The organism is Streptomyces collinus Tu 365 (genome assembly GCF_000444875.1).
GTDB classification, from domain to species: Bacteria; Actinomycetota; Actinomycetes; order Streptomycetales; family Streptomycetaceae; genus Streptomyces; species Streptomyces collinus_A.
Genome location: NC_021985.1, coordinates 7,482,311 through 7,497,365 on the forward strand (window position 1 = coordinate 7,482,311; position 15,055 = coordinate 7,497,365).

General features: G+C 74.7%; 17 protein-coding genes. 8 read left to right on the forward strand and 9 right to left on the reverse strand.

Annotated features, from left to right (window positions below; translation table 11 throughout):
* Window positions 1-21 precede the first annotated feature (21 nt).
* The 3 genes from B446_RS32430 to B446_RS32440 form a co-directional block, all read right to left on the reverse strand.
* A complete protein-coding gene (locus tag B446_RS32430; protein WP_020943679.1) occupies window positions 22-1,092 on the reverse strand; it encodes a hypothetical protein in 1,071 nt (356 codons plus the stop codon).
* 45 nt (window positions 1,093-1,137) lie between these two features.
* Window positions 1,138-2,391 (reverse strand): FUSC family protein, encoded by a 1,254-nt coding sequence (locus B446_RS32435; RefSeq protein ID WP_020943680.1) that lies wholly within the window; start codon window positions 2,389-2,391, stop codon window positions 1,138-1,140.
* A 362-nt stretch (window positions 2,392-2,753) separates the two neighbouring features.
* A complete protein-coding gene (locus B446_RS32440; RefSeq protein ID WP_020943681.1) occupies window positions 2,754-3,248 on the reverse strand; it encodes an FBP domain-containing protein in 495 nt (164 codons plus the stop codon).
* A 318-nt stretch (window positions 3,249-3,566) separates the two neighbouring features.
* On the opposite strand from B446_RS32440, the gene B446_RS32445 reads away from it, so the two are divergent.
* Window positions 3,567-4,856: an ROK family transcriptional regulator gene (locus B446_RS32445; RefSeq protein WP_020943682.1), complete on the forward strand. Its 1,290-nt coding sequence runs from the start codon at window positions 3,567-3,569 to the stop codon at window positions 4,854-4,856.
* Window positions 4,857-5,395: 539 nt separating this feature from the next.
* Here B446_RS32445 and B446_RS32450 read toward each other — a convergent pair.
* From B446_RS32450 to B446_RS32465, 4 genes are all read right to left on the reverse strand, one after another.
* Complete coding sequence (locus tag B446_RS32450) at window positions 5,396-5,665, reverse strand: hypothetical protein (protein WP_020943683.1); 270 nt, start codon at window positions 5,663-5,665, stop codon at window positions 5,396-5,398.
* A gap of 27 nt (window positions 5,666-5,692) precedes the next feature.
* A complete protein-coding gene (locus tag B446_RS32455; protein WP_043476889.1) occupies window positions 5,693-6,724 on the reverse strand; it encodes an SDR family oxidoreductase in 1,032 nt (343 codons plus the stop codon).
* A gap of 339 nt (window positions 6,725-7,063) precedes the next feature.
* Complete coding sequence (locus tag B446_RS32460) at window positions 7,064-7,720, reverse strand: HAD family hydrolase (protein WP_020943685.1); 657 nt, start codon at window positions 7,718-7,720, stop codon at window positions 7,064-7,066.
* Window positions 7,721-7,782: 62 nt separating this feature from the next.
* On the reverse strand, window positions 7,783-8,823 hold the full coding sequence (locus tag B446_RS32465; protein ID WP_043479554.1) for a PHP domain-containing protein: 1,041 nt from the start codon (window positions 8,821-8,823) through the stop codon (window positions 7,783-7,785).
* Between the two features lie 202 nt (window positions 8,824-9,025).
* Here B446_RS32465 and B446_RS32470 point away from each other — a divergent pair, with 202 nt between their 5' ends.
* The 3 genes from B446_RS32470 to B446_RS32480 are packed head-to-tail and all read left to right on the forward strand — an operon-like array spanning window position 9,026 to window position 11,143.
* Window positions 9,026-9,829 (forward strand): SDR family oxidoreductase, encoded by an 804-nt coding sequence (locus tag B446_RS32470; RefSeq protein WP_020943687.1) that lies wholly within the window; start codon window positions 9,026-9,028, stop codon window positions 9,827-9,829.
* A gap of 7 nt (window positions 9,830-9,836) precedes the next feature.
* Complete coding sequence (locus B446_RS32475; protein WP_020943688.1) at window positions 9,837-10,853, forward strand: DNA topoisomerase IB; 1,017 nt, start codon at window positions 9,837-9,839, stop codon at window positions 10,851-10,853.
* A 44-nt stretch (window positions 10,854-10,897) separates the two neighbouring features.
* A complete protein-coding gene (locus tag B446_RS32480; protein ID WP_043476891.1) occupies window positions 10,898-11,143 on the forward strand; it encodes a hypothetical protein in 246 nt (81 codons plus the stop codon).
* A gap of 9 nt (window positions 11,144-11,152) precedes the next feature.
* Here the strand turns inward: B446_RS32480 and B446_RS32485 are convergent, their stop codons facing one another.
* Both B446_RS32485 and B446_RS32490 read right to left on the reverse strand, forming a co-directional pair.
* Complete coding sequence (locus tag B446_RS32485; RefSeq protein ID WP_020943690.1) at window positions 11,153-12,385, reverse strand: ricin-type beta-trefoil lectin domain protein; 1,233 nt, start codon at window positions 12,383-12,385, stop codon at window positions 11,153-11,155.
* Between the two features lie 99 nt (window positions 12,386-12,484).
* Complete coding sequence (locus tag B446_RS32490; RefSeq protein WP_020943691.1) at window positions 12,485-13,132, reverse strand: VanZ family protein; 648 nt, start codon at window positions 13,130-13,132, stop codon at window positions 12,485-12,487.
* 245 nt (window positions 13,133-13,377) lie between these two features.
* Here B446_RS32490 and B446_RS32495 point away from each other — a divergent pair, with 245 nt between their 5' ends.
* Genes B446_RS32495 through B446_RS32510 form a run of 4 tightly spaced genes read left to right on the forward strand, consistent with a single transcriptional unit; the run spans window position 13,378 to window position 15,052 of the window.
* On the forward strand, window positions 13,378-13,572 hold the full coding sequence (locus B446_RS32495) for a hypothetical protein (RefSeq protein ID WP_020943692.1): 195 nt from the start codon (window positions 13,378-13,380) through the stop codon (window positions 13,570-13,572).
* Window positions 13,569-14,021 carry a monovalent cation/H+ antiporter complex subunit F gene (locus tag B446_RS32500; protein ID WP_020943693.1) on the forward strand — a complete coding sequence of 151 codons (453 nt, stop codon included), beginning with the start codon at window positions 13,569-13,571 and terminating at the stop codon, window positions 14,019-14,021. Before B446_RS32495 ends, B446_RS32500 begins: the two co-directional genes overlap by 4 nt.
* 33 nt (window positions 14,022-14,054) lie before the next feature.
* Complete coding sequence (locus tag B446_RS32505; protein WP_020943694.1) at window positions 14,055-14,315, forward strand: Na(+)/H(+) antiporter subunit B; 261 nt, start codon at window positions 14,055-14,057, stop codon at window positions 14,313-14,315.
* A complete protein-coding gene (locus tag B446_RS32510; RefSeq protein ID WP_020943695.1) occupies window positions 14,312-15,052 on the forward strand; it encodes an MnhB domain-containing protein in 741 nt (246 codons plus the stop codon). The genes B446_RS32505 and B446_RS32510 overlap by 4 nt, the downstream gene beginning before the upstream one ends.
* Window positions 15,053-15,055 lie beyond the last annotated feature (3 nt).

Below are 15,055 nucleotides of genomic sequence, written 5' to 3' on the forward strand. Positions count from 1 at the left end.
GCGCAGTGCAACGGCCGTGGTTCACCAGTCCCCGTCCTCGACCGGCTTCCCGGGCGCGTCCTTCAACGGGAGCACCTGGCCCGCCGACGGCTGCTGCCACGGGTCCAGGTCGTCGCCGAGCCAGTCACCGACCGGCTTGACCCCACCCAGGGTGTCCGTGGGGTCCAGGTCCGCGGCGTCCTCGTCGTAGTAGTCGAACCACGGCAGTCCCGCGCTGGTGTACGCCGCCCGGTCCACCGGGGACGGCGGCGGCGCCTCGCCGGTGATGCGGCGCCACTCCGGAGGCGTCACCAGGTGCACGAACACCCGCCCGGCGGGCGTCTCGGCCCAGTCCGAGAGCGGCCGGTCGTCCCGGTAGACCTCCTGGCGCATCGAGCCGCCGACGCCCAGACCCATGGCCGCCGCGCGCCGCGGGGGCGCCCCGGCCGCCGCGGGTGCCGGCGGGGGGCCGCCCGGCGCGGGCGCCGCCATCGGCGCGGGCGCCCCGAAACCGGCCACCGGCATCGGCCCGCCGTACCCGCCCGGCGCCGGCATCGACCGCTCACGCTCGCGCTCCCGGAGCCGCCAGTCGGCCAGGACGTCCGGCCGCAGCGGGAACGACTGCAGCTGCACGCCGCCCCACACCTCCTCGCCGGTGACCTGGCCCTCCACGGTCGCCCCGAGACCCAGCGGCACGGCGACGAACTGGCGGACCGTCCCCTTGCCGGAGTTGATGCCGTCCAGCCACGGCTGACGGGGCAGCACCACGTAGTTCTGCGGGTCGCGGGCCGGCCGCCCCCGCCACGGCTCGCCGGAGACCGCGCACACCTTGCCCACGCCCACCTGGAGGGCGGCCGGCTCCGCCGTGCCGGCGAAACTCAGCCACATGGCCTCCCGCAGGTACACCGGGAGCATCACGCCCCCGCGCGCCCGCCATTCCTCAGGCACCCGGTCGGCGTGGTCGGCCACCCGCCGGACCGGGAACTCGCCCAGCCCCGGCGGCAGCGGGTGCGTACCCGTCTCGGGCAGCCGCAGCGTGCGGATGAACCGCACCGCCACACCACCCGGCAGCCGCAGCGTGTTCCCGTCGATCCGTACCCCGGATCCGGCCATCGGCCCGCCCCCTCGCATCACGCGCCGGCCCCGCCCGGCGCTCCCTCACGGAGAACGCTCGCCGACCCCCGTACGGTTCCGCCACAGCTGGTCCTGGACGCCGAGGCGCTCGCGCACCCGGGTCATCCGCGGCAGCTTCACCCGCTGCTCCCGGGACACCCGGTCCAGCTCCTCGAAGAGCCGGCGGGTGCGGTGCTCGGTGTCGAGCTCGTCGATCATCCGGTTCGCCTCGGTCAGCACAGCACCCAGCAGCTGCCAGTTCTCCCAGTCCGCGCGTACCTCCTCCCGCAGCAGCTCGGCGAGCCGGTCACGGGTGCCGGCCGCGCTGTGCAGCTCGGCCGTCAGCCGCGCCTCCGCCGACTCGGCGTTCTCGCTCAGATGGGTGGTCACCAGCACCGCGAAGCTGACCACCGCGTCGGCGATCTCCGCGAGGAGCTGCTCCACCAGGGCCCCGACCCGGGGCGGGAACAGCTCCTCGGAGCCCCGCGCCTTCGCCAGGTCCGTGAAGGTGCGGGCGAGGACCCGCAGCACCACGGTGCAGATCTCCAGGGTGTCCAGACCCGTGCGCAGCACCACCCGGTGCAGCAGTCCCTCCTTCACCCTGGGGTTGAGGCGCAGGCTGTCCTCGGCCTGCCGCAGCGCCGCGTCCACCTGGACGATGTCGTGGTCGAGCCGGCGCGCCTCGTGCAGCCGCTCGGCGGCCAGCTCCCACGGGGTGCGGCCCGCCGCCTCCTCACCCGTGCGCAGCATCAGCTGCCGGATCCGGCGGGCCAGGTCCTCGATCGACTGCCCGGCCTGGTCCAGCCACACCGGTGGCGGCAGCAGCAGGTTGCAGGCCATCCCGACCACCGCGCCGATCAGCGTCTCCACGATCCGCGCCCAGGCGGTGAAGCCGACGGTGGTCACGCCGAGCACCAGCATCGCGCTGATCGCCACCTCGGCCACGTACTCGTCGACCCGCACCAGGTGCCCCACCGCCAGTGACGCCACGATCAGCAGCGCGAGGCTCCACCAGGTCAGGCCCACCAGGAGACTGAAGGCGATGGCGACCAGGACGCCGGCCACCACCGAGTTCACCCGGCGGATGCCGTTGGTGAGGGTGGCGTAGAAGGTGACCTGGACGACCAGCAGGGCGGTGAGGGGCGCCGTCAGCGGAGCGGGTTCCGGGCTCAGCCGGAGCGCGATGACGTAGGCGATCGTCGCCGCGGTGGCCGATCGCAGAGTCTGGACGACCACCGGTTCCCGGCGGCGCAGGATCAAACGCCGCAGTTCCGCGGTCCACTTCCGTACGTCGAGCATCCCTTGGCCTGTTCCCCATCCTCACCCGGGTCGAACGTGCCCATTTGCGGACCGGAGCTGTCCGCAAGGAGTCCTGTACCGATCAGATCGATCAGGGCACCAGGTGAGGGGACCAGCCCGGGGCCGGTCGGGGTGGGCGACGGGCCCGAAGGCGGCGGGGTACTCACCCGGGTGCACGCCTGCCTGCGGGAAGCGGTGGGCGGGGTACCGGCCCACGGCGTGGCGCGCGCCCGCCGTCCGCCGGGCGGACCGTACGGCCCCCACGGCCACCGGCGCCCGGCCGGGCACCGGCGCTTTTCGGCCGGACGGCCGGCCCCGCGCGGCGGGCCGACGTGCGGGCGCTGCCGCGCGGACGTGCGGGCTCAGACGTACAGCTTGTCGAGGAAGGCGGAGAGGTTGCGGGCCGTCCGCGCGATCTGCTCGCCGAGGGTCAGGCTCTCCTCGAGGCGGGCCCCGGAGTCCGGCACCTTCCTGCCGCGCACGTACAGCGGGCACTGGAGGTCGGTGCACATGTACACGCCCACGGAGTTGCCCTCGCGCCCCGCCGTGCCCGCCTTCCGCGCGGTCATCAGCGACACCCCGCCGCCCGGATGCGTCGTCAGGCACACCGAGCACATGCTCCGGTGCAGGAACCCGCGGCGCGAGACCGGGAAGCGCAGGGCGACACCGACGGGGCGGCCCTCGCGCTCCACCACCAGATAGCTGCGGTCGGGCGCGCCGGGATCCCGCCAGCCGAGGAAGTCGAGATCGTCCCACGGCCGTTCGCCGAGGTCCCGGGGCACCGCGAGCCGCTTGGCCTCGCCCTTGGAGCAGTTGACGAACGAGCCGCGGATGTCCTGCTCGGTGAGGGGTCTCATCGGGGCGTCCTTCCGGATCTCCGTGCCAGGAGAAACCTAGGGGGTCTAGGTTCTTGGCCAGCCTAAGGAGGCCGCGGGAGGCGGGCGAGCGGATTTCCCGCGCACCCCCGAGGGCGTCCGGCCTTCCGTACCCTGGGCGTCGGGGGCGCGCGGGGGAGGTGTGGGGTGGGGGAGCGGGAGAGCCGTGCGGGCCGTTCCGGGCCGGTCACCGGGACCGGCCGCTTCGCTCATTACATGAAATAAGGGTTGTCGGAAAGTCGCGTCCGGCCTGTTCCGGAGGGTATGTTGCAGGTCGGGACAAGGTTCGGAGGGAACCACATGGCGGGGCGGAACGGGCGCACGGTACGCGACCTCAGGCGGGGCAACCGCACGGCCGTGCTGCAGCGGCTCTACTTCGACGGCCCGCTCAGCCGCTTCGAGCTGGGCCCCGCCACCGGACTCAGCTCCGGCTCGGTCAGCAACGTGGTCGCGGACCTCGTCGCCGACGGTCTCGTGGAGGAGGCCGGCAGCGTCGACTCCGACGGCGGCCGCCCCCGCACCCTGCTGCGCGTGGCCCCGCACAGCGGGCAGATGATCGGCGTCGACGTCGGCGAGACCCGGGTCAGGGTCGAGCTGTTCGATCTCGGCCTCACCGAACTCGCCCGCGCCGAGCGCCCGCTGACCCAGCAGGGCTACGACGTCGACGTCATCGTCGGCCACATCCGCGACGGCATCGCCGAGGTGCTCGCGGCCGAGGCGGCCGTGCCCGAGCGGCTGCTCGGCGTCGGCGTCGGCGTCCCCGGCATCGTCGAGCACACCGCCGACCGCGGGGCCGTGGTGCACGGGCAGACCATCGGCTGGTCCGCGGTCCCGCTCGAGGAACTGCTCCGCGCCTCCTCCCGACTCCCGGACAGCGTGCGGTACTTCATCGACAACGGCGCCAAGACCCTGGGCCAGGCCGAGATGTGGTTCGGTGCCGGACGCGGTGCGCGCAACGCCGTGGTCGTGCTCTTCGGCTCCGGCGTCGGCGCCTGCCTGGTCACCCCCGACGTGGAGCACGGGCGCGCCGTGGAGTGGGGTCACCTGACGGTACGGGTCCGCGGCCGCCGCTGCCGGTGCGGGGCGCCGGGCTGCCTGGAGGCCTACGCCGGCGCCGAGTCGCTGCTCGCCCGCTGGCGCGAGGAGGGCGGACGGCCGCCCGAGGGCGTGGACGAGGAGACGGCGCTCACCGCGATGCTCGCCGCCGCCTACCCGGCCGGCGACGGCGACCCCGACCCGGTCGCGCTCGCCGTCCTGGAGGAGACCGCCGAGTACCTCGGCGCCGGCCTGTCCGACCTGATCAACCTGTTCCAGCCCGAGAAGATCCTCATCGGCGGCTGGGCCGGGCTCCAGCTCGGCACCCGCTTCCTGCCCGCCGTACGCCGCCACGCCTCGACGTACGCCCTGCGCCACCCGGCCGACAAGGTGGGCATCGACCTCGGCAGGCTCGGCCCGGACGCGGTCACCGTCGGCGCGGCCATCCTCCCGCTCGCCGACTTCTTCACCCGCGGCGGCCGCCGCGCCGAACCGGCCGCGGCCGACCGCCACCCGGCCTGGCGCGCGGCCCTGGAGGAACGCGCTCCCCGCTGACGCCTCCGGCGGTGCGCGGGAGGGTTTCGCGCACCGGGGCCGGAGGGGTTCCGTACCGTACTGGATTTGCGGGGGCCGCCCGGGGGGGCGGGGGTCCGCATGGGGGAGCTGCGCGGGGTTCGCCACCGGGGGCGGCGCCCTGCCTGGTGGGGAGAGCCGGCGGCGGCCCGCCGCTGGGCGGCCGGCGGTCGGCCGTGCGCCTGGCCGGGTCCGTCACGCCGTACCGGTCGGTGGCGGGCCGGCCGGATTTTCCACCCAGCCCGCCTCAGGCGGGTGCCGAACACCCGCCGCCGGGACCGGCCTCCGAGACGCCGTCGTCGGCAAATTCGGCGCGCTGGACGGCCGCGAGCCGGACGGGACCGGCGGCATGGGTGCGCCTCTCAGGCGGTCGGCTTGGGGCCGTCGGCCGCGTGAGCGCACGGGCCGTGGCGCAGGTGCGCCTCGTCAGGCGGTCGGCTCGGGGCCGTCGGCGCGTGAGTCCCGGGTCGTGGCGCCGGCCGGACGGCGTCCGGCGCGACGTGAGAGCGTACGAAACCGGTTCAGGCCGTGGGTTCCTCCGGGGTCGGCTCGTCCGTCGGGGTCTGCTGGTCCGTCTGGGCGGGCGGTCCGTTCCGGGGGCCGCTGCCGGCCTCGTCGGTGTCGGGGGCGTCCGGTTCCGTGTCGTCCTCCGGCGGCGCGGGTTCGTTCCTCGACGCGGGGCGCGCGGCCGCGTCCCACGGGTCGCCGCCGGGGCGCGCCTGCTGGTCGGGCAGGTCGCGCGGGACCGGGCGGACCGGCTGACCGCTCTCCGGGTCACGCTGTGCCGTCATGGGTGTCCTCCTCGGCTCGGTGCCGGCTCAGCCGACCTTGCGGCCCCGCATCGGTTCGGTCTCCATCCCGCCGCCCTTCCGCAGGCCCTCCAGGAACTCCCGCACCACCTCGTCCGCCGTGCGCCGCGGGCGCCAGCCGAGTTCGGTGTGCGCCCGGGCGCAGTCCATCAGCGGCAGCCGCAGGACCGCGTCGAACAGGTGCGGGGACGCGGGCAGCAGCCGCAGCCCCCAGGCCGCGGCGATCGCCGAGCGGGCCGCCGTGCGCGGCAGCCGCACCGGGCGGGTGCCGAGCAGCTCGCCCAGCAGGGCCGCGTCGACCGGCGGATCGGCGGCGAGGTTGAAGGCGCCGCGGGCGGTCTCCGAGTGCACCGCGAGACGGTAGGCCTCGGCGGCGTCGTCGGTGTGCAGCGCCTGCACCCGCAGTCCGGGGATGTCCGGCAGGAACGGCAGCACCTCGGGCCGGGCCAGCGGGCCCGGCAGGAACCGGCCGCCGAAGATCCGCCGCTGCTCGCTCGCCGACTCCCACTTGAACAGGAACGCCGGGCGCATCCGCACCACCCGTACCTCGGGGTGGTCGCGCTCGAAGGTGTCCAGGGCGCGTTCCAGGTACGCCTTCTCCCGGCAGTAAGCGGCGTCCGGCCAGCCGTGCGTGGGCCACGACTCGTCCACGGCGTGGTCCTTGGGGCCGGGCGAGTAGGCGCCCACCGAGGAGGCGTGCACCAGCACCGGCACCCGGGCCGCGGCGACCGCCTCGAACACCCGCATGCTGCCCAGCACGTTGGTCCGCCAGGTGGCGACCGGATCGTGGGTGGGCTGGAACGCCCAGGCCAGATGGACGACGGCGTCGGCGCCCTCGAACCGTTCGGCCAGGTTCGCCGTCTCGGACGCCAGGTCGACCGTGCCCCACTCCACCTTCTCCGGGGACCACTCGGGCCTGCGCCGTGCGAGACCCCGCACGGACTTGACCCCGGGGTCCTCCGAGAGCAGGCGCACCACACTCGTACCGACGTTCCCGGTGGCGCCCGTGACCACGACCCTGCTGCCCGTTGCGCTGCTCACCTTCGGCTCCTTCCCGCGGCGGCTTCGGGGGACCCGCCGGGTACCCGTGCGGGGCGCGCGCACACGGCGCCGGCACGGGAAAGCCCCCGGCAGTGACGGGGGCAAGGGGAAGCCCCGGTCGCGACGGGGGAATCACGACCGGGGCGGTCAGGTGGTGGGCGCGGACGGCGGTCGCCTCGCGGCGAAGGGCTCCACAGGGCTTCAGCCGGACGATCTTCCCTGTGGGCGAGAGGTGAGGCCCGGGGACACTGTCCCGTCCGCTCCCACGGCTGGTTCAACGGGCAACCACCTTGGGGTGTTCCAGCCGGGCCGCGTGACCTCGGTCACCCCCGGCAACGCTCAGGCCAGCGGGCTCCCGTCCAGCCGGTCCAGCAGGTCGGCGGGGTCGGCGTACACCGAGCGCGCCCCGGCCTCCTCCAGGTCGGCCCGCGGGATCCCGCCGCACAGCAGGCCCACGCAGTGCACCCCGGCCTTGCCGCCCGCCCGCATGTCCCACACGGTGTCCCCGACGAACACCGCCCGGGAGGCGGGCACCCCGGCCAGTTCCAGGGCGTGTTCCACCGGCTCGGGCGCGGGCTTGCCCCGCTCCACGTCGTCGGCGCTCGCGGTGCCGTCGATCGCCTCGTCGGCGTCGATCGCCCGGCGCAGCGCGCCCAGCTCGGCGCCGCTCGCGGAGGTGGCGAGCACCACCCGCCAGCCGTCCCGGTGCAGCCGGCGCAGCAGCTCCCCGGCCCCCGGCAGCGGGGGCAGGCGGTCGAAGTACTGGCCGTACAGCGCCTTGTGGGCGGCGTTCAGCGTGGCGTCCTGCTCCTCGTCCCGGTCGTCGCCCAGCAGATGGGCGATCAGATCGGTGGAACCGAGGCCCACGGCCCGGTGCACGGCGTGCATGGGCACCCGGTGGCCCGCCTGGCGGAACGCCTCCCACCAGGTGACGACGTGCAGATGATTGGTGTCGACGAGGGTTCCGTCGACGTCGAACACGGCGGCGCGGTCCATCCGGAGGGGTCCTTTCTTCCGTTCCGTGGGCCGGGTACCACGTCGGGGGGCCGCCACGCGCGTCAGGAGGCGGTCACACGTGCGGGCGTCCGGCCCTGACGGGTCCAGGCCAGCAGTTCCTCGGCGGACCACGCGGTCACCACCCGTTCGGCGGGCACCCCGCACTCCTCGGCCCGGGCACAGCCGAGGATCTGCCAGTCGAGCTGGCCCGGGGCGTGCGCGTCGGTGTCGATCGAGAACAGCACCCCGGCCGCCACGGCCGCCCGCAGCAGCCGCCGCGGCGGGTCGAGCCGCTCGGGACGGCTGTTGATCTCCACGGCCGTGCCCGACTCGGCGCAGGCGGCGAACACCTCGTCCGCGTCGAACTCCGACTCGGGCCGCCCCCGGCCGGTGACCAGGCGACCGGTGCAGTGGCCGAGGACGTCCGCGTGCGGGTCGCGGACGGCGGCCACCATCCGGCGGGTCATCGAGGGGGCGTCCATCCGCAGCTTGGAGTGCACGGACACGACCACGACGTCCAGCCGCTCCAGCAGTTCGGGTTCCTGGTCGAGCGAGCCGTCGTCGAGGATGTCGCACTCGATGCCGGTGAGCAGCCGGAACGGCGCCCAGGTCGCGTTCAGCGCGGCCACCACGTCCAGTTGCTCGCGCAGCCGTTCGGGGGACAGGCCCCGGGCGACGGTGAGCCGGGGCGAGTGGTCGGTCAGGACCGTCCACTCATGGCCGAGCCCGATCGCCGCACGCCCCATCTCCTCGATCGGGCTGCCGCCGTCCGACCAGTCCGAGTGCGTGTGGCAGTCCCCGCGCAGCAGGGCCCGCAGCTCCGCGCCGGGGCCGGTGCTCTCGCGCGCCCCGGCCTCCTCCTCCAGCTTGCGCAGGTACCCGGGCACCTCCCCGGCCAGGGCCTCCCGCACCACCTGCGCGGTCTTCGGGCCGACCCCCTTCAGCGACTCCAGCGTCCCGGCCGACACCCGTTCGCCCACCTCGCCCTCCGGCAGGGCGGCCAGCGTCCGGGAGGCGGTGCGAAAGGCCCTCACCCGGTACGTGGGCGCCAGCGACCGCTCCAGCAGGAAGGCGATCCGGTCCAGGGCGGCGACGGGATCCATGCCCCCCAGCGTGACACCCACGACCACGAGCGGCGCGCGGAACCCGTCGGCCGAGCCCTGCCCGTCCGGCGTCCCCGGGGCGGCGCTCACGGGGGCCGGGGCTCGGCTCCACCACGTTCGGGGGCAGGAGCGCGGGCGTTTGCCGGCGATGCCCACGGGTACTGCGGACACCCGACCGAGCGACCATCCGAGGAGCCGGGTCATGCCCGAACCGGACACGCAGCGAACGGCCGTGATCACCGGTGGCGACAGCGGCATCGGCCGTGCGACCGCGGTGCGGCTGGCCGAGCAGGGGCTGGACGTCGGCATCACCTGGCACACCGACGAGAAGGGCGCCCGGGAGACCGCCGAGGAGGTCCGCGCTGCGGGCCGCCGCGCCGCCGTCGCCCACCTGGACCTCACCCGGCTGCCCGGCGCCGCCGACACCGTGGACGAGCTGTGTGCCGAGCTGGGCCGGCTGGACGTCCTGGTCAACAACGCGGGGACGGGCACCATGACGCCGTACCTCGACCTCACCCTCGACGACGTGCGGCGGGTGCTCGACGTGGACCTCGTCGGCCCCTTCCTGTGCGGGCAGAAGGCGGCCCGGCAGATGATCCGGCAGGGCGGCGGCGGCCGCATCGTCAACGTGACGTCCGTGCACGAGCACCAGCCCCGGGTGGGCGCCGCGCCGTACTGCGCGGCCAAGGGCGGACTCGGCCTGCTCACCCAGGTGATGGCCCTGGAACTGGCCGAGCACGGCATCACCGTGAACGCGGTGGCCCCCGGCGAGATCGCCACCCCGATGACCGGTCAGGAGGACGTCGACCCGCACACCGAGCGGCGCCCGGGCATCCCCCTCGGACGGCCCGGCGACGCCCGTGAGGTCGCCGCCGTCATCGCCTTCCTCGCGAGCCCCGACGCCTCCTACGTCACCGGCGCCTCCTGGAGCGTGGACGGCGGCATGCTCCGCATGGGGCCGCAGGCCGGATCGCACCTGACCGGCGACGACTGGCGCCGTCCCTGAGCCGGCCATGAGACTGCGCACCAGCTCCTGCGAGCAGCCGGGCTTCACCCGGGTCCGCTGCGGCCGCGGCTTCCGCTACCGGGACACCGACGGCGAGCCGCTCACCGACACCGGCCAACTGGCCCGTGTCCGCGCCCTGACCATTCCGCCCGCCTGGCGCGACGTGTGGATCTGCCCGTGGCCCAACGGCCACCTCCAGGCCGTCGGCACCGACGCGGCCGGACGCCGCCAGTACCTGTACCACGAGCGGTTCCGGGCCGAGCAGGACAAGGCCAAACACGTGCACGTGCGCGAGGTCGCCCGCGCCCTGCCCGAACTGCGCGACCGGGTCACGACCGACCTCAAGGGCCGCGGACTGAGCCACAACCGGGTCACGGCCTGCGCGGTCCGCCTGCTCGACCTGGGTTTCTTCCGCATCGGCAGCGACCGGCACACCAGGAACAGCGAGACCTACGGCCTGACCACGATGCTCCGCGAGCACGTGAGCTGCGGCCGGGGCGAGATCGCGTTCGAGTTCCCCGCCAAGGGCGGCACCCGGATGGTCCGGGCCCTCGTCGACGACCAGGCGTACGCGGTCGCCCGGGCCCTGCTGCGCCGTCCGCGCGGCGGCGACCGGTTCCTCGCCTTCCGGGACCGCGGCGGCTGGCACGACCTGCACGGCGACGACCTGAACGAGGCGCTGCGGCGGCTCTCCGGCACCGACGTCACCGCGAAGGACTTCCGCACCTGGCACGCCACGGTGCTGGCGGCGGTGGCGGTCGCCGTGGCCGCCCGGGGCGCCCGCGCCACCGCCGCCGCCCGGCGCCGGCAGACCGCACGCGCGGTCCGCGAGGTCAGCCACTACCTGGGCAACACCCCGGCGGTGTGCCGGGCCTCCTACATCGATCCGCGGGTGTTCGAGCTGTTCGAGCAGGACGTGACCATCGCCCCCGCGCTCGCCCGGCTGGGGGAGCACGGGGACTTCGGGCGGCCGGCCACCCAGGGCGCGGTGGAGGCGGCGGTGCTCGGTCTCCTGGACGGCTGACGCGGACGAGTCGTACGCCCGCGCGGCGTTCTAGGCTCTATTGCATGACTGAACAAGGAGTTCCTCACATCGCCCATCCGCGGGTCCAGGTCCTCGGGGTGTGTCCGGGCCGGCACGGCGAGCCGCCGTTCAGGATCATGGAGATCGACGGCGAGGTGATCGGCGAGGCCAGGACCGTCACCGACGTCCTGGAGGCCGCCGCCTCCCACGGCATCCCCATCCACGACCTGGACGACCCGGACGCGGTCCGCTGGGTGGGAGGCGGCAAGTACACCTGGACACTGCACTGAGCCGCCGGCTCAGCCGACCGTCCACTTCTGGTTGGCGCCGCCGGAGCAGCTCCAGATCTGCAGCCGGGTGCCGTTGGCCGGGTTGTTGCCGGTCACGTCGAGGCACTTGTTCGCCTGCGGGTTGACGATGTCGTGCGCCGCCGAGACGGCCCACTTCTGGTTGGGGCCGCCCGTGCAGTCCCAGAGCTGCACGGTCGAGCCGTCCGCCGTGCCGTTGCCGGTGACGTCCAGGCACTTGCCCAGCGCGCGCACGGTGCCGTCCGCGCCGACGGTCCACGACTGGGCGGCGGTGCCGTTGCAGTCGTAGAGCTGGACCGGGGTGCCGTTGGCGGGGTCGGCGCCGGCGACGTCCACGCACTTGCCCGCCAGCCCCCGGATCGGCACGCCGGTCGCGCTGGCGCTCGTCGTCACCGACACCGAGTCGACCACGAGCTGGGCGGGCAGCGGGGTGGAGCCGTCGGGGTCGCCCGGCCAGTAGCCGCCGACCGCCAGGTTGAGGATCAGGAAGAACGGCTTGTTGAAGACCCACGTCCGGCCGCCCAGGTCGGCGGGGGTGCGCCGCTGGTAGACGGTGCCGTCCACCGACCAGGTGAGGGAGTCGGGCGCCCAGTCCACGGCGAAGGTGTGGAAGGCGTCCGCGAAGGCCTGGCCGCCCGGCAGCGAGTAGCCGGCGCCGATGCCGCCCGAGCCGGAGTAGCCGGGACCGTGGATCGTGCCGTGCACCGTGGAGGGTTCGAAGCCGACGTTCTCCATCACGTCGATCTCCCCGGAGTCCGGCCAGTTGACCGGCGTGCCGAGCATCCAGAACGCGGGCCACATGCCCTGCCCGCGCGGGATCTTCATGCGGGCCTCGACATGGCCGTACTGCGCGTCGAACCTGCCGGCCGTGTTCAGCCGGGCCGAGGTGTACTGGCAGCTTCCGTACCAGCACTGGTACCCGGCCGGGTTCTCCTTGCGGGCCGTGATCACCAGGTGGCCCTGCCCGTCGAGAGCCGCGTTCTTCGTTCCCGAGGTGTAGTACTGCCGCTCGTGGTTGTTGACGTTGTCGCCGGTCTCCAGCGTCCACTTCGAGGAGTCGACGGCGGAGCCGGCCGGTCCGTCGAAGGAGTCGGAGAAGGTGCTGACGGCGGCGGCCGCGGGCGCGGTGGTCTGGGCCCGGGCCGGACCGGTGGCGACGGAGCCGACCAGCGCGGCGGACAGGGCGGCGAAGAGGCAGCTGCGCAGCAGGCGTGGGGAGGCCATGGCTCTCCGTTCGGCGTGGGGGGAGTGACGCCTCTTGATTTAAGGAGTGAGATAAGCGAGGCGTCAATACCTTGGTACGGACCGCTCCCTGACGATCGCTCAGTCCGCGGGCTGCGGCTCGCGCGCGTGCACCGCCCGCCCGAGCCGCCGCCCGAGGAACAGCCAACCGAGCAGCGCGCCGGTCGTGTTCAGGATGACGTCGTCGATGTCGAAGGCCCGCCCGGTGATCAGCGCCCCCTGCACCAGCTCCACCATCAGCATCACCAGGGCCGTGAGCGCCACCACGTGCAGGACGCCGCGGGCACGCGGCGCCAGGACCGGGACCAGCACCCCGAACGGCACGCCGAGCAGCACGTTGCCGCCGATCTGCTTGACCGTGTCCCGGAACTGGCCGTGGTCGACGTAGGCCCGAAGCGAGCTTCCCGGGTGCAGGTTGCTGTGGGTCAGGGCCACCGACGCCGGTGACGGCTGCAGCGTGAGCCGGGCCAGGACGACCGCGAACGCCACCATGAACGCGAAGGCGACCAGCATGGCCAGCAGCCGCAGAGGAAGGGGCAGCACGTGCCGTCCGGGCCCCGGTCGGGCCTCCCCTGCCCGCTTCCGGCCCACGCGGGCCCGCGCCAGCACGCCGCGCCCGCCCCGGCGGTCCTCTCCGGGCCGGACGCGCTCGGGGCGGGCTTCCCCGTCCCGGCCCCGCTTGGTCGGGCGGCGCAGGGCCGCGGGCAGGTTCAGGGCGGTGCGGGCCATTCGGTCCTCCAGTCGTCAACTTCCCCGTTCCGAAGGGCGGTTACCCGCCGAACGGCCTGGAATGCCGCCGCCGGCGGGGCTCTGGGCGCACACCGCCGGTTTCCGTTCACGCTCCCGGGGCACTCCGGCCCCGGGGTCCGCGTGCCGCCGCACCTCGCGGGCCGGGCGGTGCTTGGATGCCCCAAGCGGCACGACGGACGAAGCCCGCGGTGGCGGGCGGCCGGAACCGACCGAGGAGGTGGCGGATGACCCGGCGCACGGACCCGCGCACCCTCCTCCTGGCAGCGGCCGAACTCCTCGCCTGGTGGGCCGGACTTGCCCTGCTGTGGCTGGTGTTCATCACCTCCGTCGACACCCTCGAACGCGTCGTCGGCGCGAGCGCGGCCGCCGCGGCGGCCGTGCTGGCCCGGGCCGGGCGACGGGCGGTGACCTGGCGGTGAACGGATGGATCCTCGCCGCCACCGTCGAACTGGCCGTGGCCGGGGCGGCCTCCCTGTGGGGCGTCTGCACCGGCCCGCTGCCCCGCCGGGCCATGGCCCAGAACCTGATCACCTCCGCCCTCTGCCCGGCCCTGCTCCTGCTCTCCCAAGGCTACGCCCGTCCCGCCTACGTGGATCTCGCGCTGCTGATGGCCCTGCTGGCCCCGATCGGCACCCTCGTCTTCGCCCGCCTGCTCGCCGACGAGCTGGCGGACCACCCACCGCGGGCCTGGGGCCTGACCTGGACCGCCGCCGCGCTGAGCGCGGTGGCGGTCGTCGCCGTGTGCGTGGCCACCGGACCCGGCCGGGCGATGGTGAAGGTGCTGGTGATCGGTGTCCTGCTGATCGGCGGGAACCTGGTCGCCTCCTCCGCCCTGGCGGGCGGGTTCAGGGGGGTGCGCGGTGGCTGACGGACCGCGTCGCGCTCACGAGGGAGGTGCCGTATGGCCGATGCCGTGATCGTCGTCGCCCTGCTCCTGGTGGCCGGGGCCGCCACCGCCGCCGTGGCGGTGCGCGACCCGGCCCGGCAGGCCCTGGTGCTCTCCGTGCTCGGCACCGTCCTGGCGGTCCTGTTCACCGTGCTCCAGGCCCCGGACGTCGGGCTGTCCCAGCTCGCGGTGGGCTCCGCGCTCACCCCGCTGCTGATCATGCTGTCGGTGCGCAAGGTCAGACGGCGCGGCCGGTCCGAGGACGGCGCGCGATGAGCCGCCGGCTGCGGCTGTGGGTGCTCGCCGTCGGCGGCGCGGGCGTCGCCGCCCTGCTGGTCGCCGCCTGCCTCGACCTGCCCGCCTTCGGCGGCCGGCGGCACCCGTACGGCGACCGCGCCGTGCGCGCCTCCCTGAGCCGGCACATCGCCAACACCATCGCCGCCGTCAACTTCGACCAGCGCGCCTACGACACCCTCGGCGAGACCGGCATCCTGTTCGCCGCCGTCCTCGGCTGCGTGGTGCTCCTGCGGCAGACCCGCGACGAGCACCGCGACCGGCCCGAACCCGCCGAGGTGGCCCGGCCCGTCCGCCGCTACGCGCTGCTCGTACTGCCCGTCGCCCTGGTCACCGGCGTCTACGTCATCGCCCACGGCCAGCTCAGCCCCGGCGGCGGCTTCCAGGGCGGCGTCGTCGCCGCGACCGCGCTGCACCTGCTGTACCTGGGCGCCGACTACGGCGCCCTGGAACGCGTCCGTCCCCTCGGCGCGTACACCGCCGTCGACGCGCTCGGCGTCAGCGGCTACCTCGTCACCGGGCTCGCCGGCGTGCTGGCCGGCACCGCCTTCCTGGCCAACACGCTGCTGCCGTACGGCACCTTCAACACGCTGTCCTCCGGTGGCACCGTCCCGGTGCTGAACGCGGCCGTCGGCATGGAGGTGGCGAGCGCGGTCGTCGTGCTCCTCGCCGGCTTCCTCGACCAGGCCGTCGAGATCGAAGAGGACAAGGGGAGCTGAGAT